Annotated in this window: 18 protein-coding genes; 4 read left to right on the forward strand and 14 right to left on the reverse strand. The window is 71.3% G+C overall.

Going from position 1 to position 21,885, the window contains the following annotated elements; genetic code table 11:
- Positions 1-15: 15 nt before the first annotated feature.
- From adh to xylB, 7 genes are all read right to left on the reverse strand, one after another.
- A complete protein-coding gene (gene adh, locus ADL12_RS21010) occupies positions 16-1,539 on the reverse strand; it encodes an aldehyde dehydrogenase (protein WP_062704209.1) in 1,524 nt (507 codons plus the stop codon).
- A gap of 104 nt (positions 1,540-1,643) precedes the next feature.
- A complete protein-coding gene (locus ADL12_RS21015; RefSeq protein ID WP_062704260.1) occupies positions 1,644-2,966 on the reverse strand; it encodes a GAF domain-containing protein in 1,323 nt (440 codons plus the stop codon).
- Between the two features lie 141 nt (positions 2,967-3,107).
- Positions 3,108-3,707, reverse strand: coding sequence for an N-acetylmuramoyl-L-alanine amidase (locus tag ADL12_RS21020; protein WP_062704210.1), 600 nt, complete (start codon positions 3,705-3,707; stop codon positions 3,108-3,110).
- Positions 3,708-3,747: 40 nt separating this feature from the next.
- Positions 3,748-4,758, reverse strand: coding sequence for an acetamidase/formamidase family protein (locus tag ADL12_RS21025; RefSeq protein ID WP_062704211.1), 1,011 nt, complete (start codon positions 4,756-4,758; stop codon positions 3,748-3,750).
- Positions 4,755-6,251, reverse strand: coding sequence for an APC family permease (locus ADL12_RS21030; protein ID WP_062704212.1), 1,497 nt, complete (start codon positions 6,249-6,251; stop codon positions 4,755-4,757). Before ADL12_RS21030 ends, ADL12_RS21025 begins: the two co-directional genes overlap by 4 nt.
- 216 nt (positions 6,252-6,467) lie before the next feature.
- Positions 6,468-7,682: an ROK family transcriptional regulator gene (locus ADL12_RS21035; protein ID WP_062704213.1), complete on the reverse strand. Its 1,215-nt coding sequence runs from the start codon at positions 7,680-7,682 to the stop codon at positions 6,468-6,470.
- 10 nt (positions 7,683-7,692) lie between these two features.
- Positions 7,693-9,138 carry a xylulokinase gene (gene xylB / locus ADL12_RS21040; RefSeq protein ID WP_062704214.1) on the reverse strand — a complete coding sequence of 482 codons (1,446 nt, stop codon included), beginning with the start codon at positions 9,136-9,138 and terminating at the stop codon, positions 7,693-7,695.
- A gap of 203 nt (positions 9,139-9,341) precedes the next feature.
- On the opposite strand from xylB, the gene xylA reads away from it, so the two are divergent.
- A complete protein-coding gene (gene xylA, locus ADL12_RS21045; protein WP_062704215.1) occupies positions 9,342-10,508 on the forward strand; it encodes a xylose isomerase in 1,167 nt (388 codons plus the stop codon).
- 464 nt (positions 10,509-10,972) lie between these two features.
- Positions 10,973-11,233: a hypothetical protein gene (locus ADL12_RS21050; protein WP_062704216.1), complete on the forward strand. Its 261-nt coding sequence runs from the start codon at positions 10,973-10,975 to the stop codon at positions 11,231-11,233.
- A gap of 28 nt (positions 11,234-11,261) precedes the next feature.
- On the opposite strand, the gene ADL12_RS21055 is transcribed toward ADL12_RS21050, so the two are convergent.
- The 3 genes from ADL12_RS21055 to ADL12_RS21065 form a co-directional block, all read right to left on the reverse strand.
- A complete protein-coding gene (locus ADL12_RS21055; protein WP_062704217.1) occupies positions 11,262-12,608 on the reverse strand; it encodes an esterase-like activity of phytase family protein in 1,347 nt (448 codons plus the stop codon).
- Between the two features lie 156 nt (positions 12,609-12,764).
- Positions 12,765-14,054 carry an SWIM zinc finger family protein gene (locus ADL12_RS21060; protein ID WP_062704218.1) on the reverse strand — a complete coding sequence of 430 codons (1,290 nt, stop codon included), beginning with the start codon at positions 14,052-14,054 and terminating at the stop codon, positions 12,765-12,767.
- The gene (locus tag ADL12_RS21065; protein WP_062704219.1) at positions 14,051-16,903 is read right to left on the reverse strand and encodes a DEAD/DEAH box helicase; all 2,853 of its coding nucleotides are present in this window, start codon (positions 16,901-16,903) and stop codon (positions 14,051-14,053) included. The genes ADL12_RS21060 and ADL12_RS21065 overlap by 4 nt, the downstream gene beginning before the upstream one ends.
- A gap of 292 nt (positions 16,904-17,195) precedes the next feature.
- Between ADL12_RS21065 and ADL12_RS21070 the strand changes: the two genes are divergently transcribed.
- Entirely contained in the window at positions 17,196-17,378 is a 183-nt protein-coding gene (locus ADL12_RS21070; protein WP_062704261.1) for a hypothetical protein, read from the forward strand.
- Positions 17,379-17,384: 6 nt separating this feature from the next.
- Here the strand turns inward: ADL12_RS21070 and ADL12_RS21075 are convergent, their stop codons facing one another.
- The 4 genes from ADL12_RS21075 to ADL12_RS21090 form a co-directional block, all read right to left on the reverse strand.
- On the reverse strand, positions 17,385-18,779 hold the full coding sequence (locus ADL12_RS21075; protein WP_062704220.1) for a tannase/feruloyl esterase family alpha/beta hydrolase: 1,395 nt from the start codon (positions 18,777-18,779) through the stop codon (positions 17,385-17,387).
- A 251-nt stretch (positions 18,780-19,030) separates the two neighbouring features.
- Positions 19,031-19,900 (reverse strand): hypothetical protein, encoded by an 870-nt coding sequence (locus ADL12_RS21080; protein ID WP_062704221.1) that lies wholly within the window; start codon positions 19,898-19,900, stop codon positions 19,031-19,033.
- Between the two features lie 134 nt (positions 19,901-20,034).
- The gene (locus ADL12_RS21085) at positions 20,035-20,331 is read right to left on the reverse strand and encodes a hypothetical protein (RefSeq protein ID WP_062704222.1); all 297 of its coding nucleotides are present in this window, start codon (positions 20,329-20,331) and stop codon (positions 20,035-20,037) included.
- 155 nt (positions 20,332-20,486) lie between these two features.
- Entirely contained in the window at positions 20,487-21,011 is a 525-nt protein-coding gene (locus ADL12_RS21090) for a PadR family transcriptional regulator (protein WP_062704223.1), read from the reverse strand.
- Between the two features lie 115 nt (positions 21,012-21,126).
- On the opposite strand from ADL12_RS21090, the gene ADL12_RS21095 reads away from it, so the two are divergent.
- Positions 21,127-21,882, forward strand: a complete 756-nt coding sequence (locus tag ADL12_RS21095; RefSeq protein ID WP_062704224.1) for an alpha/beta fold hydrolase — start codon at positions 21,127-21,129, stop codon at positions 21,880-21,882.
- Positions 21,883-21,885 lie beyond the last annotated feature (3 nt).

A 21,885-nucleotide genomic window follows, 5' to 3' on the forward strand; every position in this document is an offset into this window, starting at 1 on the left:
CTTTTGGTGTGCCCTCTAGAAGAAGCCCAGCTTCTTCGGCGAGTACGACACCAGCAAGTTCTTGGTCTGCTGATAGTGCTCCAGCATCATCTTGTGCGTCTCACGGCCGATGCCCGAGCCCTTGTAGCCGCCGAACGCCGCGTGCGCCGGGTAGGCGTGGTAGCAGTTCGTCCACACCCGGCCCGCCTGGATGGCGCGGCCCGCGCGGTACGCCGTGTTGATGTCCCGCGTCCACACGCCCGCGCCGAGGCCGTACAGCGTGTCGTTGGCGATCTTGATGGCGTCGTCGAAGTCGTCGAAGGACGTGACCGAGACGACCGGCCCGAAGATCTCCTCCTGGAAGATCCGCATGCGGTTGTCGCCCTCGAAGATGGTCGGCTGGACGTAGTAGCCGCCCTTCAATTCGCCTTCGTGCTCGATGCGTTCGCCGCCCGTGAGGACCTTGGCGCCTTCCTGCCGGCCGATGTCCAGGTAGGAGAGGATCTTCTCCAACTGGTCGTTGGAGGCCTGCGCGCCGATCATCGTGTCCGTGTCGAGCGGGTGGCCGGTCTTGATCTGCTCGGTGCGGGCGACGGCCGCCTCCATGAACTCGGCGTACCGGCCGCGCTGGACGAGTGCCCGGGACGGGCAGGTGCACACCTCGCCCTGGTTGAGCGCGAACATCGTGAAGCCCTCGAGCGCCTTGTCCCGGAAGTCGTCGTCGGCCCCCCAGACGTCGTTGAAGAAGATGTTCGGTGACTTGCCGCCGAGTTCGAGGGTGACCGGGGTGATGTTCTCCGAGGCGTACTGCATGATCAACCGGCCGGTCGTCGTCTCGCCGGTGAACGCCACTTTGGCCACCCGGGAGCTGGACGCCAGTGGCTTGCCCGCCTCCACGCCGAAGCCGTTGACGATGTTCACGACCCCCGGTGGCAGCAGGTCGGCGACCAGTCCGAGCCAGTAGTGGATGGACGCCGGGGTCTGCTCGGCCGGCTTGAGCACGACGGCGTTGCCCGCGGCCAGCGCCGGGGCGAGCTTCCACGTCGCCATGAGGATCGGGAAGTTCCACGGGATGATCTGCGCGACCACGCCCAACGGCTCGTGGAAGTGGTACGCCACCGTGTCGTCGTCGACCTCACCGAGCGAGCCCTCCTGGGCGCGGATCGCTCCGGCGAAGTAGCGGAAGTGGTCGATGGCCAGCGGGATGTCGGCGGCCAGCGTCTCGCGCACCGGCTTGCCGTTCTCCCAGCTCTCGGCGACCGCCAGCTGCTCCAGGTTGGCCGCCATGCGGTCGGCGATCTTGAGCAGGATGTCGGAGCGCTCGGTCACCGACGTCCTGCCCCACGCGGGGGCGGCCGCGTGCGCCGCGTCGAGCGCTCGCTCCACGTCCTCCGCCGTGCCCCGCGCGATCTCGGTGAACGGCTGCCCGTTCACCGGCGAGGGGTTCTCGAAGTACTGCCCCCGGATCGGCGGCACGTACTCACCGCCGATGAAGTGGTCGTAGCGCGCCTGGTAGGAGACGATCGCGCCGTCGGTGCCGGGCGCCGCGTAACGGGTCATGCTGGTCTGCCTCCCTGCAGAAGCGCTGCCCGCCGTTGGGCAGCTCTCGGCGCGAGGCTAGGGACGGCGAGGTTGCAAGTACGTTGCGCGGGCAGAGGGGTCGGTCAGCGCTGCGGTCGGCGCTCCCAGGCGGGCCGTGAGGGCCGTGCGGACAGTGCGGGCCGTGCGGACAGTGCGGACGGGGCGGACAGTTCGGACTCCAGCGCGGCCAGCCGCGACCGCACCGCCGCCGTCGGACGCACCGCGGCGAGCGCCCGCCAGACGTCGAGGTCGTCCTCGCCCCACGGCGCGTGCGCCCAGTCGGCCAGCAGGTCGGGGTCGCGGCGGGCGATCAACGCCGTACGGAGGCCGTCGGCGAGGCGGCGCCTGAGCCGCACCACCGCCGGTGCCTGGGAACCGGGCAGCAGCGGGCCGGTATACGCCGCTGCCGCGCCCGTGACCGCACCGGTTTCCAGACGACGCTCGACGACCGCCACGTCCGACTCGACCGGCACCGTGAGCCGGTAGGGCCGCGAGCCGAGCAGCCCGGGGCCGAGTATCCGGCGCAGGCGGGCCAGTTCGGCGCGCAGTGTCACCGGCGTCACCGACTCGTCCTCGTACAGCGCGCACAGCAACTCGTCGCCGGTCAGGCCCTCCGGGTGGCGCGCCAGCAGCACCAGGATCTCGCTGTGCCGGCGACTGAGCCTGATCCGGCGGCCGCCTCTGAGCAACTGCGCCTCGTCGCGGCCCAGCGCGGACAGCTCCGGCGTGTCGGACGCGGGCACCGGCGGGGCGAGCAGCGCCAGATGGGACTCCGCGGCACGCGCGACCGCCTGCACGAACCCCAGGCTGTGCGGATGCGCGAGCCCGTCGCCGCCGGTGATGTCCACCGCCCCGAGCACCCGCCCGGTGCGCGGATCGTGCACCGGCGCCGCCGCGCAGGTCCAGGGCTGTACCTGCCGGATGAAGTGCTCGGCGGCGAACACCTGCACCGGCCGGTCCACGGCGACCGCCGTGCCCGGTGCGTTCGTCCCGACCGCGGTCTCCGCCCACCGCGCACCCGGCACGAAGTTCATCCCTACCGCTCTCCGCCGGGTCGTCGGATGGCCCTCGACCCACAGCAGCCTGCCGTGCGCGTCGCACACCGCGAGCAGATGCTCGCCGTCGGCGGCGAACGTACCCAGCAGCTCCCGGAACAGCGGCATCACCCGCGCCAGCGGATGCTCCGCGCGATAGGCGCCGAGATCTCCGTCCGCCAGTTCCACGCACGCGGTCCCGTCCGGACCGACACCGGCCCGCGCGGAACGCCGCCACGAGTCGGCCACCACGGCACGCACCGGCTGCGGCACGGTGCCCACCTCGGTGAACGTCTCATGCGCACGACGCAGTACCCGGACACGCTCGGCGGGGTCGGCTCCCGGCTCCAGGGCCACCCACGGATCGGTCAACTGGGCCTCCCGGAAGGCGATGCGGCTGGGGACATCGTCACTCCGGGTACGCGGGCGGACAACCTTTTCGACGGGGGACACCTGAATTTCGACGGGGGACACCTGAACAGGGCACACCGGTTCGGGCGGGCGCGGCCGGTCTCAGGCCGAGTTGACGAGCCGTATGTAGCGCGACCAGTCCCAGTGCGGACCGGGATCGGTGTGATCGGTGCCCGGCACCTCGTAGTGCCCGATGATGTGCTCCCGGTCCTTCGGGATGCCGTACTTTTCGCAGATCGCCGCCGTCAGCCGGGCCGACTTCTCGTACAGGACATCGGTGAAGTAGGCGGATTCGTCCACCCAACCCTCGTGCTCGATGCCGATGCTGCGCGCATTGTGGTCCCAGTCCCCGGCGTGCCAGGCGATGTCCCCCTCGCGGACGCACTGGGACGTGTGTCCGTCCGCTGACCGGACGACGTAGTGGGCGGACACTTTCTTCCTGGGGTTCTCGAAGACGAACAGGGTTTTGCGGTAGGTGGTCTGTGTCACGTGGATGATCACCCGGTCGACCGGGTGGGTCGTGGGGCGGTTCGCCCCCGTGTAGCTGGCGGCGCTCGCCGGTCGCCACTCGGCGAGGGGGTAGTCCGGTGCCGGGACGTGCGCACCGGCCGGTCGTTCGGGGAGGAGAACATACGGGACGGCGGCGAGGGCGGTGCCTTGGAGGAGGCGTCGGCGGCTGGGGCGTGGTCTTGCACGTTCCAAGGGGGCATTGCCTTTCAGTGGTGAGGTCGGTCGGCGGCACTCAGCGCAGAGTCGCTGCCGTCTCCCGCAGCCGCGCATGCAGTCCGCGGTACGTCTCGCCTGTGGGCAGCCACTGCTTGCGGATCTTGGCCACGCATGTGTAGTTGGTGTCGCACACGTTGGCCAGCGGCGACTCGACGGCCTGGGTCGCGAACTGGTACGCGTCCAGCTCACTGAACCCGTAGTCGCGCACCAGCCACTGCACGAGGTCGAGCTGGGATATCCGGAACGCGTCCTCCAGTGGCCGGGCCGAACCCGTCGAGATGATGTGCGTGTCCGACTCGATGCGGGGCCAGGGCGTGGCGAGCCCCTTCAGCAGCTCGACGATCACCACCGTGTTCATGGCGCACTCGACCGCCACCCCGCAGGTCTCGCCCTCGCCCTGCCGGGCGTGCCCGTCGCCGAGGCTGAGCAGCGCGCCCTCGACGTTCACCCCGAGATAACAGGTGACGCCCGCCCGCATCTCGGGTGTGTCCATGTTCCCGCCGTGGGCGTCGGGCACCAGGGCCGAGCGAACTTCCAGATTGGCGGGGGCCACCCCGACCGTGCCGTGCATCGGGTCCATGGGGAGTTCGGCCTCGATGTCACTGTCGTGCGCCCGGAACAGCGCCGTACGTCGTGTCCGGTCGAGCTGCCAGATCCAGACGGTCTCCGGCAGGGGCGGCTGTAGCGAGGCCGTGGTGTGCGTGGAGGTGAGGGCGCCGAACAGCGGAACAGTGGTCGACGCGGCCCAGTCCCGCGCCGGTTCGATCGACACGAAGTGCACGGCGACCGTGTCACCGGGCTCGGCGCCCTCGATGTGGAAGGGACCGGTCTGCGGGTTGAGGAAGGGGAACTCGCACACCTCGGACACCAGGTCCTTCTCCGACCGCACGCGGCCGGCGAAGCAGTCCTCCGTGTACAGGTCGAGGACTGTGCCGGGTTCGATGCGCGCCACGGGCGGTGCGCCGCCGAACGTCCACGCGAATTCGCCCGGCTCGGGTCGCACGGTCAGGATCCGGGGGTCGCTCATCGCTGCACAGCTCCGTTCTGCGGAAGGCCGGTGGGGGAGGGGTCGTCGAGGTGCACACGGGCGGTCTCGGCTATGCGCCCGGGGTGGCGCCGCATCAGTACGACCAGCACCACGACTCCGGCCGCCATCCACACGCCGACCACTGATCCCGCGTACGACACGGGCGCGGTCAGCTCGGAGACGAAGTCGAAGACGGGCAGTCCCGCGGCAGTCAGCAGTGCGGGCACGAACGCGGCGATGCCGAGGAGGGGCAGGAGCAGATGCCGTACGGGCTTGAGCGCCTCGCGCCTGCGGCGCAGGAAGTAGCCGGCACAGGCGAGGTTCACGACGATGTACACCCCGATCACGACCGTCACGATCACCGTGGCCAGCAGCAGGAACGCCGTCACCGGGTCGTAGGACAACCCCAGCCCCAGTGCGGCGCCGACCGCGACGACGGTCTGTACGGCGATACCGGCGACGGGGGAGCGGTACTTGGGGTGCAGTACAGCCAGGAAGCGGGGCAGAACGCGGATGCGGGCCAGGGCGAAGGCGGTCCGGGTGGAGACGTTGGCGCACGCGTTGGCGTTGGCGACGGCCGAGTTGACCACGGCCAGGAACACCAGCACCCAGAACAGCCCGAACGACGCCCGGGCCACGCCCTCCCAGGATGCGGCACCGGAGGCCCCGAACTCCCCGAAGCGGTCCGGCCCGTAGTACACGCTCATGGCGTAGGTGGTGAGCACGTAGAACAGGCCGATGCCGAGGGCCGCGCCGAGCACCGCGCGGTGCATCGTCCGGCGCGGGTTCCGTGTCTCCTCGGCCAGCGGTGCCGCGGCCTCGAATCCGGCGAAGGCGAGCACCGTGTAGACCGACCCGGCGAACACTCCGGTGAGGCCCTCGTAGCCCTCCGCGGTGTGCGACGTACCGAACACGGACAGCGTGTTGTCCCCGCCCGCTTTGCCGATCAGCCAGACGGCGAACACCACGAGGACGACAACCTCGAAGATCCCGAGGGCCGTGCCGAACCGGGCGGAGGCACGCACCCCCAAGTACCCGGAGACGGCGATGATCGCGGCACCCGCGAGCGCCCACGGCCACCACAGGTCCGCCGGATACGAGGACCACTCCTGGTGCAGCGTGCCTGCCGTCGTGAAGCCCAACTGCAGAAGCAGCAGCGGCGGGACGAGCGCCTCGACGAACACATAACCCCAGCCGACGAGGAAACCCACGGCGGGATGCAGCCCCTGCGCCACATACGTGGACACCGAGCCTGCGGCCGGCAGCTCCCGCGCCAGCTCGGCGACGCACGACGCCGTGAACAGACACGCCACCAGCGCGATCAGTACCGACAGCGGCAGGCTTCCGCCCGCGAAGGCCGCGCCCGCCGGAATGGACGCCGCGACCGCCGCGGCCGGCGCCATGGCCGTGATGCTCTGGAACAGGACCTCGCGCAACCCGATCGCGTCGCGCCGCAGCCCTGCAGCCGCTTGCCCCGCCGTATCCCCCGACATGTGAATCCCCCTCATTCACGCCGATACGCGCCGTCGCCATGACACGGCAGCTGCGCCTCGCGTGAATCACGGTACGGCGCGGGTGGGTCGGGCAGAAGGGCGCGCCGGGTATCCGTGGACAGCCGTGGGATTGTGGATAACTCGCTCACTCACACGAGTGAACTCGGTCTGGGTTCACGCGTGTTCCGCATGCATCGGGGCCTGTCCCGTCCGGAATCAGGGCTGTTGCGCCACTGCCACCGCCGCCGGATCGTCCAGAACCGCCCTCACCACCGAGTGTGCGGCCCCCAGCAACGGCCCCTCGGGACCCAGCCGCGACACGGACACCGGACAGGCGGGCCCCGCGGTGCGCCGGTCCAGCTCGGCCTCCAGCGACGGCAGCAGCCAGGGCGCGAGCCCGGCCAGCGCGCCGCCCAGCACCACGCTCTCGGGGTCCAGCAGATTGACCGCGCCCGTCAGCGCGACACCGAGCGCCGTTCCCGCGTCGTGCAGGGCCCGCCGTACGTCCTCGTCGCCCTCGGCGGCACGCCCGGCGAGCAGCCCGACGCGGTCCTCGTCCGACTCCAGACCTGCCGCACGCAGCACCGCCTCCTCGCCGGCGTACTGCTCCAGACACCCCCGCCCCCCGCACGGGCACTCGGGCCCGTCCGGCTGGACCGGCACATGCCCCAACTCGCCGGCGAAACCACGCGTTCCACGCAGCAGCCCGCCGTCCACCACGACCGCCGCACCGATGCCGATCTCCGCCGACACGTGCAGGAAGTCACGCGCAGTGCCGTCGCCGAGCCAGAGTTCGGCGAGTGCGCCGAAGTTGGCCTCGTTGCCCACGGTCAGCGGAAAGTCCACGGGCAACAGAGCGCCGAGGTCCGTGTCCCGCCAGTCGAGGTTGGGCGCGCGTACGACCGTACGGGCATCCCGCGCGACCAGACCCGGCACCGCGACCGCCAGACCGGCGGGCCACAGCCCTTCGCTCTCGGCCTCGGCGAGAACCTGGCGCACCAGCCCGGTGAGTTCCTCGATCACCGGTTCGGGGGCCCGGCCACGGTTCGCGCCGTGCCGCACCGCCCTGGACCGCACCTCGCCGCGCAGATCGACCGCGCAGACGGCGAGATGGTCGACGCCGACCTCGGCGCCGATCCCGGTCGGACCGTGCCCGCTGACGGCCAGCGCCGACCCGGGGCGGCCCACCCGGCCCGGCCGCTCGGGGCCGAGTTCCTCCAGCAGCCCCGAGCGGATCAGCTCGTCGACGAGCGTGGACACCGCGGCACGGGTCAGGCCTATCCGGGAGGCGACGGCGGCCCGCGAGAGCGGCCCCTCGGCGCTCACGGTGTGCATCACCCGGGCGAGGTTGCGCCGGCGCATGCCCTGCTGGGTGTTGGGCAGCGCCCGGCCCGTCCCGGCCGGGTGGGCCTCGTGCAGCGGTGCGGTCATGCCTCCGTCCTCAGTGAGCTTCGGGGCTCCGCTGAAGCAGCGGGGCCGCGTCGGAGAGTACCCCGCTGATCCTGGTCAGCGTCTCCTCGTCCCGCTCCACGGCGTCGAGCACCGGCCCGCGGGTGGTGTTCCAGCGCCGGGCGACCGCGGCCGGATCCTCGCCGGTCAGCAGGCCGGCCGCCTGGGCCGCCGCGCCGAGCGCGACCAGTTCCTTGGCCTCGGGGACCTGCACCGGGCGCCCCGACAGCCGTCGTACGGTCTGCTGCCAGGCCGTGCCCCGGGCGCCGCCGCCGATCAGCAGCAGCGGGGTCGAGCGGTCCGCGTCCTCGTCCAGGACCAGGTCCAGGGCGCCGAGCAGCGCATGGACGGCACCGTCGTAGGCGGCCTGCAGGAGCTGGCCGGCGGTCGTGTCGTGGCGCAGACCGTGCAGGAGACCGGAGGCGTTCGGCAGGTTCGGGGTGCGTTCGCCGTCCAGGTAGGGCAGGAGGGTGAGGCCGGTGGTGGGTTCCACGGCCTCGCGGTCGAGACCCAGCAGGGTCGCGAGGCGGTCGACGGCGAGTGTGCAGTTCAGGGTGCAGGCCAGCGGCAGCCAGTCGCCGTGCGCGTCCGCGAAACCCGCCACGGTGCCGGTCGGGTCGGCAGGGCGCCGCTTCGACACGGCGTACACGGTGCCCGACGTGCCGAGGCTCAGCACGGGCATGCCGGGACGCAGCCCGAGGCCCAGTGCGGCAGCGGCGTTGTCACCGGTGCCGGGCGCGACCAGGGTGCCCTTGGAGAACGGCAGGTCGTGGCTGTCGCGCACGGTGCCCGCGACCTCGCCGGGCCGGACCACACGGGGCAGCAGCGCCGGATCGAGCCCCACTCGCGCGAGGATCTCGTCGTCGTACGACTCGGTCCCCGACGCCCACCAGCCCGTACCGGACGCGTCGCCGCGGTCGGTGGTGCCCTGCCCGGTGAGGCGTTCGGTGAGGTAGTCGTGGGGGAGACGTACGGCCTTGGTGGCCCGGACGGCCTCCGGCTCGTTCTCGGCCAGCCAGGCCCACTTCGTCACCGTGAACGAGGCGGCCGGGACGGAGCCGGTGCGCTCGGCCCAGAACTTCGCACCGCCCAGCTCCTCGGTCAGGCGGCGGGCCTGCGGCGCCGAGCGCACGTCGTTCCACAGCAGAGCCGGACGTACTGGCTCGCCCCGGTCGTCCAGCGTGACCAGACCGTGCTGCTGCCCGCCGATCGACACCGCGGCGGCCTCGTGCGCCGCGTCGCCGCACTGGCGCAGCGCCTCGCACAGCGCGTCCCACCACTGGCGCGGGTCGCTCTCGCGCCCGGCACCGGAGGACACCGTGTGCGGTGCCTGGCCGCTCGCGACGACCTGCCCGGTCGACGCGTCGACGACCAGCGCCTTGGTGGACTGGGTGGACGTGTCCACGCCGACGACGAGCGGACCCTCGGCTGCTGACATCGTGCTCTCCCTTTTCCGCGGCTCTGCGGGATCTGGCCCGCTGTTTCGAGGGTGCCCCGGATGACCACGGCCCGGACCTCACCCCTTCGGGGACATCTTGTCCCTTCCCAGGGACGCGTCGGCATACTAATTTGTAAAGCGCCATGACGAAATAGTCGTAGCGAGTCGTAGCAAGCAGTCGTCCGTAAGCAAGGAGCCGCGGCATGAGCTACCAGCCCACCCCCGAGGACAGGTTCACCTTCGGCCTGTGGACCGTCGGCTGGCAGGGACGGGACCCCTTCGGCGACGCCACCCGCCGTGCCCTCGACCCGGTCGAGACCGTGCAGCGCCTGGCCGAGCTCGGCGCCCACGGCGTCACCTTCCACGACGACGACCTGATCCCCTTCGGGTCCTCGGACAGCGAGCGCGAGGCGCACATCAAGCGCTTCCGTGAAGCCCTCGACGCCACCGGCATGAAGGTGCCGATGGCCACCACCAACCTCTTCACCCACCCCGTCTTCAAGGACGGCGCATTCACGGCCAACGACCGTGACGTGCGCCGCTACGCCCTGCGCAAGACGATCCGCAACATCGACCTCGCGGTGGAACTGGGCGCGAGCACATACGTCGCCTGGGGCGGCCGCGAGGGCGCCGAGTCCGGCGCCGCCAAGGACGTGCGCGTCGCTCTCGACCGCATGAAGGAGGCCTTCGACCTCCTCGGCGAGTACGTCACCTCCCAGGGCTACGACCTGAAGTTCGCGATCGAGCCCAAGCCGAACGAGCCGCGCGGCGACATCCTGCTGCCGACCGTCGGCCATGCGCTGGCGTTCATCGAGCGCCTGGAGCGCCCCGAGCTGTACGGCGTCAACCCCGAGGTCGGCCACGAGCAGATGGCCGGGCTCAACTTCCCGCACGGCATCGCGCAGGCGCTGTGGGCGGGCAAGCTCTTCCACATCGACCTCAACGGCCAGTCCGGCATCAAGTACGACCAGGACCTGCGCTTCGGCGCCGGCGACCTGCGCTCCGCGTTCTGGCTGGTCGACCTTCTGGAGAGCGCCGGTTACGCGGGCCCGAAGCACTTCGACTTCAAGCCGCCGCGCACCGAAGACCTCGACGGCGTGTGGGCGTCGGCCGCGGGCTGCATGCGCAACTACCTCATCCTGAAGGAGCGTTCGGCAGCCTTCCGCGCCGACCCGGAGGTCCAGGAGGCTCTGCGCGCCTCGCGCCTGGACGAGCTGGCACAGCCGACGGCGGCGGACGGCCTCAAGTCGCTGCTCGCGGACCGCTCGGCCTTCGAGGAGTTCGACGTCGAGGCGACTGCCGCGCGCGGAATGGCCTTCGAGCGCCTCGACCAGCTGGCGATGGACCACCTGCTGGGCGCCCGCGGCTGAGGCCACACGCGCGTGCCCGGCGCAGCCTTGCCGCGTGTGACCGTCCGTCGGGAGATGCGGTCACACGCGGTACGGGTTGTCGACCGGTCTCCGCACGAAATGTTCCGGAATCATGCGGTCCAAGGCGTGGGTCCGTATCAACTCCCGTGTGGGGGTCGCGTCCTGACCGACGTGAGGCGACCCTTGACGGTATGGCCATGCCGCCCGTACCGCCTCAGCCGCCAGGACCGCCGGGTGACACGCCGCCTCCGGGCGGTTTCGGACCGCCTCCTGAAGGCTTCGGCCCCGGGCAGGGGACAGGAGGCGGCCATGAGACCACAAGGGGATACGGGAGCCCCGGAGGCTACGGTCCTCCGCCGGGCGACAGCGGCCCGCCCTCGTACGGTGGTTGGCCGCCGCCGGAACCGCCCGAGGACGGCGGTGGACCGGGGCGTCGGCGGAATCCGCTCTTCGTCCTGCTTGCCGTGATCGTGACCGCCGGAGCCGTCGTGGCCGTGGTCCTCATGGCCTCGGGAAGTGACAAATCGCCCGACGAGAAATCGCCCGCCGAGAGCAGTACGAGCAGCTCGCCCAGGCCGTCCTTCAGCATCCCGACCGAGCTCCCCACCAGGCTGCCGAGCGAACTGCCGACATCGCTGCCCTCCGGGTTCCCCACCGAGCTGCCCAGCGGCTTTCCGAGCGATCTCGAATCCCTGCTTCCGTCGCTGTCGGGAGAGCTGCCGTAGCCATGGCGCCGGCGCCTTGAGCGGACCGTCAGACGCCGCGCGGCAGCCGCACGTAGATCACCGACGTCTCCACACCACTGTCGACCAGCCGGCCCTGCGCGTCGAACGCGCCCGCTCCGTCCGTCATCCCGAAGTCGTTGTCGTTGATGAGGGCGAGCGCGTCGTGGTCCACGCGCGCGACGCCCTCGATCTTCCCAGGTACACCGGCGACCGTGCCCAGGTCGACGACCAGCTTCTTGGACAGCACAGGCACACCCGAGGCCGCCGGGTCGTCGAGTTGCTCGAGCGACGGAGACGTCGTGTCGTCGTCCCACGCCCCGCCAAGGATGTTCGCGTCGCGGCCCAGGCGCACCAGCTGCAGCCGCGCGGCCTTGTCGGTGCGCTCCTCGACCAGCAGCCGGTTTCCGCCCACGGCCACGACCGAAGAGATCTTCAGCTCTGAGGTGTCGTCCTCGCTCGGGTCCACCACGTTCACCGGGTCGAAGCGGTACGCGTACTCCGCGGTGACCGCCTTCTCCTTCGGCGAGAACCGCAGCAGCCGCGTGGTGCGTGACGCCTCCCCGGCGTCCGTGTCCGGCAGGGCCAGCGGGCTCTGCACGGCCATCACCAGGTCGCCGCCGGGCAGTTGGGCGAGCCCCTCGAAACCGCGGTTGACCTTCCGGTGCAGCAGGACGGACGGCAGCGCCTCCACCACCGGATAGTCCGTGCCGGTGAGGCCGAGTCCCTTGGGCACGTAGCGGGTGAGGACCTTCCCGCGCGTGGAGACGTGCACGAGGGAGGGCCCGTACTCGTCGACGAGCCAGAAACTCCCGTCGGCGGCCCGCACGATGCCCTCGGTGTCCAGCCCGTTCGGGTTGTACGTCAAAGGAGCCGTCGCGTCGTAGGAGTACGGGGCCTCGTCGCGCCCCTCCTGGTTCGGCAGCCCGGTGACGGGCTTCCCGGAAGCTGTCGTGATCGGGATCGCGTCCAGCACCCTCACGCTGCCTCCCGTGACCCGGATCCTCACGATCGCCGGATCGAATCCCGGAACGGGAAACGTACGACGCTTCTTGCCGCCCACCTTGATCTGGCCGTTGGGGCCGCGGTCGGTAACCGTCCAGAACTCGCCCTCACGGCCCGCCGGGTAGATGTCGCTGCCGATACCGCCCAGGTCCACGCCCCGGTCGTCGTCCACGGTGCCGGGCAGCAGCGCGTTGCTGAACGCGCCGAGCGGGATGTCACCGAGCGTCGCCGTGCGCACGACGTGTGCGTGGGCCTCCTTGTCCCCGGCACCGACGGCGGGCCCGGCGGCCACGAGCGCCGCGATCACCGCGAGGGGTACGCCCCCGGCAACGAAACGGTGTGCGCGGCGCCTGCCGGTGGCGTGCGGGGACATCGGGCCTCCTGAGGAGCAGGGTTCGCTGAGGAGCAAGTTCGCTGACAGTGGCCAGGTTTGGAGCCTGCGCGGAACGCCGTACGACCGTGAGGTGAACCCGGGACGACGGGCGCTCGTCGAGCCGACGTCGCCCTCGCCGGGGCCGCCGGGCATGCCCTACGGCTGCTCCTCCTCTGTCGCAAGCTGCGCCGAAGCCAACGCTGTTGCCGGATCCTGCGCAGGGCCTCCAGCCGGCACCCAGCGGCCGCGTTCCTCGCGATACGGCCACCAGCGTCCGTCCCGTCCCAGGCGCAGTTGGCCGGGCGTACCGATGACCGTCCACCGGTTGCCCTTCGCCCGCAGCGACGGCCGTTCGTCCTCGTCCCAGGCCGAGTCCAGTGCGGCACGCGCGCGTGCGAGCGCCGCGCCCTCGACGGTCCACTCCTCGTCGAGCACGGACAGCGCGGCGACGCCCCCGAGGCGCCAGGCGCGTACCGCCACCGCCAGCCGCTCGCGGCCGCGCTCCGAGCCTTCGGCCAGCCGCTGCGCCACGCTCTCGGAGGGGGAGGCGGAGGCTGCCAGGCGGACCGCGTCCTGGTCGAGCGTCAACTCCGCTTCCGCGGCGTGCTGTTCCGGCTCGGCTCGCAGAGCTTCCGCCAGCATGCGGTGCGCTTCCGCGGCGGTCCGGGCGGCCAGGAACTCCAGCGCGGCCGGGTCGACGCCGGGCGCGGGAGGCGTCTCGGTGACCAGGGAAGGCGGCACGCCTGGCTCGGCGGGCAGCTCGGGCAGGGCGGGGAGCGGCGGCAGGATGTCGCCGGTCGCATAAGCCTCGGCGGCATCCACGCCCTCCGGATCGGACGACACGGGCGGTTCCGCCGGATCCTCGGCCGGTGCGGTGCTGCGGGCCTGGAGGTCGTCCAGGAGGTCGTGTTCGCCCCGTCCGCGCATCAGCAGCAGCACGAAGGGGTCCTGGTCCAGGAGCCGTGCCACCTGGTAGCAGAGGGCCGCTGTGTGTCCGCAGTGGTCCCAGGCAGCGCAGCCGCACTCCGGCTCCAGATCACCCATGCCGGGCAGCAGTTCGATGCCCGTGGCGGCCGCGTCCTCCACCAGGTGAGGCGGCATGTCGCGGTCCAGCAGGGCGGCGACATGCCCGGCCCGCTCTGCGGCCATGTCAAGGAAACGGTCCCACTGTTCGCCGGTCAGCTCTTCCAGCAGCACGTCGGCCCGGTGCGCCGTACGGTCGCGGCCCTGCACGACGGCCGTGATGCGTCCCGGGCGCACCGACACCGCACCGACCGCTCCCGCGCGCGCGAGCCTGCGGCCGGCCTTGAGCTGCGCCGAGTCCAGTGCTGTCTCCTCCAGCGCCTTCAGCCAGGCCTGACCCCACCATGTCTGCGCGAATCCCCGTCCGTGCGCGGGCGGCAGCGCGGCGAACGTGCGCTCCATGTCAACGTCGTGTCGAGTCATCGGGCGTCCCCTCGCAGTTCCACCAGATCGGCCAGCTCCGCGTCGGTGAGCTCTGTCAGCGCGGCCTCGCCGCCGCCGAGCACCGCGTCGGCCAGTTCCCGCTTGCGGCTGAGCATGCCGGCGATACGGTCCTCGATGGTCCCCTCGGCGATCAGCCGGTGCACCTGCACGGGCCGGGTCTGGCCGATGCGATACGCGCGGTCGGTGGCCTGCGCCTCGACGGCGGGGTTCCACCAGCGGTCGTAGTGCACGACATGTTCGGCGCGGGTGAGGTTCAGGCCGGTGCCCGCCGCCTTCAACGACAGCAGGAAGACGGGCACTTCACCGTCCTGGAAGCGCCGCACCAAGGCCTCGCGCTCGGCCACGGGTGTTCCGCCGTGCAGGAACTGCGAGGGCATGCCACGGGCCGCCAGATGCTGTTCGATGAGGCGTCCCATGCGCACGTACTGGGTGAAGACCAGGACGCTCGATCCCTCGGAGAGGATGGTGTCGAGCAGCTCGTCCAGCAGTTCCAGCTTGCCCGAGCGTCCGGCGATCCTCGGTCGCTCCTCCTTGAGGAACTGCGCCGGGTGGTTGCAGATCTGCTTCAGACCCGTCAGGAGCTTCACGATCAGGCCCCGCCGCGCCATGCTGTCGGCGCCGGAGATCTCCGCGAGCGTCTCGCGGACCACGGCCTCGTACAGACCCGCCTGTTCCGTGGTGAGGGACACGGCACGATCGGTCTCCGTCTTCGGCGGCAGCTCCGGCGCGATCCCCGGATCCGACTTGCGCCGGCGCAGCAGGAAGGGGCGTACGAGCCGGGCGAGTCGTTCCGCGGCGGCCGGATCCTGGCCGCCCTCGACGGCCTGCGCGTAACGCGTGCGGAAGGTGCCGAGGCGGCCCAGCAGGCCGGGCGTCGTCCAGTCGAGGATCGCCCACAGGTCCGACAGGTTGTTCTCCACGGGGGTGCCGGTGAGCGCCACGCGCGCGCGTGCGCCGATGGAGCGCAGCTCCCGCGCGGTCGCCGAGTAAGGGTTCTTCACATGCTGGGCCTCGTCGGCCACGACCATGCCCCACAGCACCTCGCCGAGCCGGGGTGCGTCCAGCCGCATCGTGCCGTACGTGGTGAGCACGAACTCCCCGGCCGCCACGGCCTCGAGGTCACGTCGAGACCCGTGGAAGCGGCGCACGCGCGTGCCGGGCGCGAACTTCTCGATCTCCCGTTGCCAGTTGCCCATCAGGGACGTCGGACACACCACCAGCGTCGGACCGGCGGACGAGGCGTCGGCCTGCCGGTGCAGATGCAGTGCAATGAGCGTGATCGTCTTGCCGAGGCCCATGTCGTCGGCCAGACAGCCGCCCAGGCCCAAGGACGTCATCCGGACCAGCCAACTCAGGCCACGCCGCTGGTAGTCCCGGAGCGTCGCCGCAAGCGCGGCGGGCTGGCCCACCTGTTCCTGCCCCTCGGGGTCCGCGAGCCGCTCGCGCAGCGCCGCCAGCCACCCCGTGGGCCGCACCTCGACCTGGTGGCCGTCCACCTCGGTGGAGCCCGTCAGAGCGGCGCCGAGCGCGTCGATGGGCGCCACCTTGCGGTCCTGCTGCGCGCGGGCGCGGCGCACTTCCTGAGCATCGACGAGGACCCACTGGTCGCGAAGACGCACCACGGGGCGGTTCGCCTCGGCGAGACGGTCCAGCTCCTGACGCGTCAGGCGCCGGTCGCCCAGTGCGAACGACCAGTTGAAGGCGAGCAACGCGTCGGCGGACAGGAACGACGGCGTGTCCGAGGAGACTCGGCCGGGCGCGCACTCGTCGTCCGGCGGACCGATCACCGCGCGGGCGGTCAGGTTGCGGGCCAGCTCCTTGGGCCAGTGCACGTCGACACCGGCACCGGCGAGGGCGCGCGTGCCCTCTCCCAGAAGGTCGGTCACCTCCTCGTCGGCGAGTTCCACGGCATCCGGCACGGCGGCCGAGAGCAGCGGCATGAGCGGGTTCCAGGCCCGCGCGGCCCGGCGAAGCGCCAGCAGGGCGTCCATCCGCGCGCGCGGACCGAAGGCGCCGGATCCCGCCCACACGTCGCCCGCATCCGCGACCAGCGTCGGATCACTCACGCTGTGCACCTGCAGCACCGCCCGGAACGACAGCGCTGCGTCGTCCTGCGTCGCCGCGGCGAGGCCGGGAACCTCGAGCCGCAGGGAGAGCCGTACGCCCGCGTCGTGGCCGGAGGCTACGTCGGCGGCCCACGCACGCTGTTCGGGCAGGTGCTGCGGCTCCTGAGCCGCGTAGGCGGGTGCGCCCGTCACGAGCGCCGCCGCAGGGGAGCGGGGGAGCGCGTCGGCGACCGCGTCCAGGAAAGCCCGCAGCAGCCGCTCCGGGTCCGGCAGCCTCAGTGGCTCGACGCCTTCCAGTGGCACGGCGTGTGCCTCGGGCGGCATCGCGGCGGCGAGAGCACGGATGCGTTCGACGTCCTCCGGGCGCAGGGGACCGGCGCGCCAGGCCTCATGGTCCTGCACCGACAGGCCGGGCAGCAGCAGGCCGCGTGCCACGAGTTGCAGCGCCAGCACGGCGGCCGTGCCCCAGAACGCGCCCGCTCGGGAGGCCTGCGCGCAGGCACGCGCGCGCGTGAGCACCGGCAGGGCGGCGCGCACCGGCAGCGCAACAGCCGGCACGTTCACCAGCTCGATGCCGTCCTCGCCGGGAAGGGCGACGGTCAGCTCATCGACGGATCCGGACGCGACGGGCGGAACAGCGCCGTCGTCGGCTCGCCAGAAGGCGACCCGGCCGGTGCGGGCCGGATCACCGGGCACGAAAACGGCTCGGCAGCAGGCCAGCTCGGAGATCTCGGACGGTGTTGCCTCGGGACGCCTCGGCACGCTCTGTAGCACTCCTCAAATTTGACTACTCGGGGTCGAGTGGCCGAGGATACAGCATCTCGACGGCTCGCCCGGCATGCCCGCATCGTGACCTGGGTCACTTATCCGTCGGTGTGGGTATCTCCCCTGTGCGGAGCCCGGCGCGTCGACCGCACATCGGCTGTCGCCGGATCTCCGTGACCACTAGGGGCCGCACCTCAGGGTCGTCTCAGGGTCGCGGTTCGGAACCGCTGGAAGCGTGGACCCGTTTTCAGGTCAGAGAGCGGCAGTGGCCGCGAAGGAGGCGACGCACATGTCGAAGAACGCGAAGATCGCCGCAGGAGGTGTGGCGGCCGGTCTCATCCTGCTGATCTGGCTGCCCTGGTGGGCGGCGCTCCTGATAGTCCTGGGAGTCCCGGCCGCCGCGTACCTCACGCTCGACCCGTCACAGCGGCGCAGGCTGCGCCGCGCCACGCGCAAGGAACTCGGTCGCTGACATACATCACCCGGCCGTCGGAGCGGCCGGGGTGGACAGCGTGCAGGAGTTGACCACATCGCCGCTCGCGGGCCTGCCGACGGTACGGTCCGCGGGTGGTCGAGTGCCACGCTCCACCCATGAGACCAGCGCGTCGAACGCCGACCGGTAGCAGGGCAGAATCGGCCGGAGGCGGTCGGGATGGGTGTCGTACAGCCCATCGACATGAGTGCCGCCCGCGATCGTGAAATAGCGGTGCAGTGGGCCCCTTCCGCTCGCGTCGACCATGCGCGCGTACACGTCCGAGTCGGTGGCCTTCGGCAGCAGCGCGTCCAGATCGCCGTGCAGCGTGATCAGCGGTCTGCCGATGCGCCCGGTCAGCGCCACGCGGGCCACGGCGCGGCGGACGGACGCCGGACGCGACGCGTAGTCGTATGTGGCATCGGAGGCGCACGGCGACAGGATCTGTTGCGGGGTGGTTCCGGCGGACGGGCCGGGACAGCCGGGGTCGTACGCGGGGTCGAACTCGGCGCGGTAGATCTTCTGCGTGACTCCCCAGTAGGCCTGCTCGTGGTAGGGCCACAGAAACTCGGAGCCGCGCGGGAAACCGACCGCGTACAGGTCCTCGTCCCGTGCGGAGCCGAGCTTGCGTGCCACCGTCGTGGGCAAGGAGGTGAGCAGGTTGGGGCCGTCCGTGGTCCACAGGGCGCCCTCCCAGTCCACGCCGCCGTCGTACAGCTCGGGATGGTTCTCCAGCTGCCAGCGGGTGAGGTAGCCGCCATTGGAGATGCCGGTCATGTACGTACGGCGGGGAGCGTGCCCGTAGCGCTGGGCCACCGCCTTGCGGGCGGCCCGGGTGAGCTGGGTGGTTCGCACATTCCACTCGGCTACCGCGTCACCGGGCCGCTTGCCGTCGTGGTAGAAGTCGGGGCCGTTGTTGCCCTTGTCGGTTGCCGCGTAGGCGTAACCCAGCGCGAGGACCTGGTCGGAGATCGCCGCGTCCGTCGCGTACTGCCTGCGGGTGCCGGGCGCTCCGGTGACGACCAGTCCGCCGTTCCAGCGGTCCGGCAGCCGGATCACGAACTGTGCGTCGTGATGCAGGCCGTATGTGGCGTTGAAGCGGGAGGAGTCCGGGAAGTAGCCGTCGATCTGCATCCCGGGAACCCCGGCCGGCGTCCGGGTGCCCTGCGCCGTCAGCCCGGCCTGGTCGGCCATGTCGGTATAGGGCGTGCCGGCGAGTCCGGTCGTGGTCAGATCCGCCAGGCATGCGCTCCGCTGGAAGGCCGCGCCCGGTACTCGCAGGCGCTCTTGACGGGAGCAGTGGTGCTCGGCGACTGCCGTGGCGGTTGCGGGAGTCGGCCAGGTGAGGGCGGCGGTCAGCACAGTGGCGGCAACGAACGGAACACCTTGGGACAGGCGCATGACGGCCTCCTGGAAGGGGGAGACGAGGGCAGCAGAGAGGGCGGAGCCGCGAAGGCTGCCTCATGGTGCGCGCCTGGCTCCTCCGCTTCCATGGGCTGGGGCCACATGGAACGCCGCCGCCAGATGGGGCCCCGAGACACGCCACTACACAGGGACCCAAGGCAAGTGAGGAGGAGCCCCAGTGCCTCTGTATGAGGCTGATGGCTGTGGACACGAGGCGCGGCGAACGCCCTCCAGACGGTCCTGGACGCTCAGCTGGGGCGTACGGCCATCTTGTCGAGCGCTTCCAGCAGCCCAGGCAGCTCCGGCCCGCGCCCGACCGGCAGGACCTCGCCGGGTTCGTCGTCGAGGAGTACGAACGCAATGTCGTCGGTCCTGGCGACGAGCGACCAGCCGGGGCCGTCCGCGCGCAAGGTCCGCGCGTCGCCCGGAGCGAACGCCGACCGGACGCGGCCGAGGGGCGGCGGGGAGTCCACGTAGGCGCGTGCCTCGGCGAGGACCCGCCGGATGCCGCTGTGGCCGCCCTGGCGCGCGCCCTGCTCGCCCCTCTCGGCCTCGTCCGGTTCTCCGCCCTCGTCCGCCGGCTCGGCGGCGTCCGACGAACTGCCCGGCATCACGAACGCGACGTCGTCGAGCTGCTCCCGCCACATCGCCCACTGCAACGCGATCTCATCAGCGCCCAGGCGCCGCTGGGCCGGCCCCCACACGCTCGTGTCCGGCGGCGCCAACGGCGGACCCTCCGCGATCTCGGGGCCGGGATCGTGCGGCGCGGGCACATTGGGGGCGGCGACGGCGACCGCCAGGGGCCACCCGGGCAGCGCGGCCACGACCGTGCGTTCGTCGGGCGACAGGTCGTACTCCATGCCGCAGTCCCAGGAGGCGATGGCGACGGCGACCAGCGAGACGTCGTCGATGACGACCGTCCATCGGGCGCCGTCGCCGTCCTGGCCGAGTACCAGGCCGTATCCGTCGGCGAGCGGCGCGAGGCCGAGCGCCGCGCAGGCCTCCGGATAGTCGTCGCCCAGCACGCTCGGGAACTTCGCCGGCGTCAGCAGTACCGCCGTGAGCACATAGAGCGCATCGTCCGCGGCGGCGACGGCCTCCTCGTCCGTCCCGGCCATCCCAGCCTCCCCATCGGTTCGTCCATCGGCGCGCACCCTAGTGCGAGCGGAAGCCGCTTGTCACGACTCCCAGGCACCCCGGAGCTGCAGTTTCCCGACCGGACGGGACGAATCGACCACGATTGCGCGCGGTGTCAGGCCGCCGGGAGCCCGAGAAGCGACCGGGCGACGGTCTGTGGCGACTCGTCGCGCTCCCGGGCGAGCGCGATGACGGCCCGGCACGCCAGCTCACTCACCCCGAACGACAGCGCCTCTGGAGACACCCAGCCGGCGGCCTCGTCGATCTGCTCCTGGTCGTCCTCCGCGCAGGCCGACACATAGACGGCGGCGGCCTCGAACAGATTGTGCGTCTGCCTGTCCCTGCCGGTGTCCGCCTCCGTACGCATGGACCGGAGAAATCTCGCATACGACTTGCGCACCCTGCCCCACATGCTGATCGCCTTCCCCCTGCTTGGCTGACCTGATTGATCGTCCATCTTCCCCTAATCAACGTAGAGTCGGAGCCTCGGCGGCAGAAGGGGGACGGTGCGGTGAAGCGCTTCTGGCGCCTCGAGCGGATCCGGCACCCGAATGGCACATCGACCGGTCAGCCGCCGAGTGAGGCGATCGTCTCGCGCAGCCAGGTGAGTTCGGCCCGGGACGTGGCCCGAGCGATGGTCAGGATGCCGCGCCGGAAGGGATCGTCCAGTTCCTCGGCGCGCAGTGGCCGGTCACCGTCGTAGAAGAAGCTGGCGGGCTCCTCGAGGAAGGCGAGCCGACGTCGTAGTACGACGGACTGAGCGGCCGCGTCGTCCAGGTGACGCAGGAAGGCGAGCACCGTGAACCACCGGTTCTCGTCGCTGATGTCACGCGGGTCGGGCTCGGTGAGCCGGTGGCGTAGTTCCCGTCGGCCGGCATCGGTCAGCGTCAGCACGTGACGCGGAGCGGCCACGGCTCCGGGCTCTGTGGCACGGGCCAGCAGGCCCGCCTTTTCCAGCCGCTTGATCGCGGGGTACAGCGTGCTCTCGGCGACCGGCTTCACGTGTCCCGTCAGCGCCGCGATGCGTTTGCGCAGTTCATAGCCGTGGAGCGGGGTGTCGTAGAGGAATCCGAGGATGGCGAGCTCCAGCATGCCCACATTCTCGCTCAGGTCCGGTGTACATCCGGGATGGCATACATCGTCTTATTAATACATCGGTATCGAGGTATAGGGTGGGGCGGTGACCACGGCTCCAAGGGAGGACGCGATGAGGCAGGCCGAGTTCGACGGCAAGGGCAGCTGCATCCGCTGGACGGAGACGCCGGGGGAGGAGCCCGCGCGCGTGTATGTGCACGGACTGGGGTCGGTGTCCTCCGTGTACCACGCCCATATCGCCGCCCGGGGCGAACTCGCAGGTCGACGTAGCCTGTTCATCGACCTGCCGGGGCACGGCATCAGCGACCGGCCCGAGAGCTTCGGTTACCGGTTGGAGGAACACGCAGACGCCCTCGCGGCGGCGCTGGACGCGGCGGAGCTGAGGGGTGCGGAGCTGGTCGCGCACAGCATGGGCGGTTCCGTCGCCATCGTGCTCGCCCACCGTCGGCCCGACCTCGTCTCCCGGCTGGTGCTCACCGAGGCCAACCTCGACGCCTCGCCTCCGCCCGCTCCCGGGAGCGCAGGGATCACGGCCTACGAGGAGGAGGAGTTCGTCGGCGGCGCGCACGCGCGCGTGCTGGAGGCCGTCGGGCCGCTGTGGGCGGCGACCATGAGGTTGGCCGACCCGCGCGCCCTGCACCGCAGCGCCGTGTGGCTGAGGCGAGGCTCCGAGCCGATCATGCGCGAGATCCTCGAGGGGCTGACCATCGACCGCGTGTACCTTCAGGGCGAGCTCAGCGGCGAACTTCCGGGCAGGAAAGCTTTGGAGGCCGCGGGCGTGCGCGTGGTGATCGTGCCCGGCGCCGGCCACAACGTCATGTTCGACAACCCCGACGCCTTCGTGGCGGCGGTCGCCGGGCGGGACTGAGCC

This window comes from Streptomyces regalis, assembly GCF_001509475.1.
In the GTDB taxonomy this organism is placed as follows: Bacteria; Actinomycetota; Actinomycetes; order Streptomycetales; family Streptomycetaceae; genus Streptomyces; species Streptomyces regalis.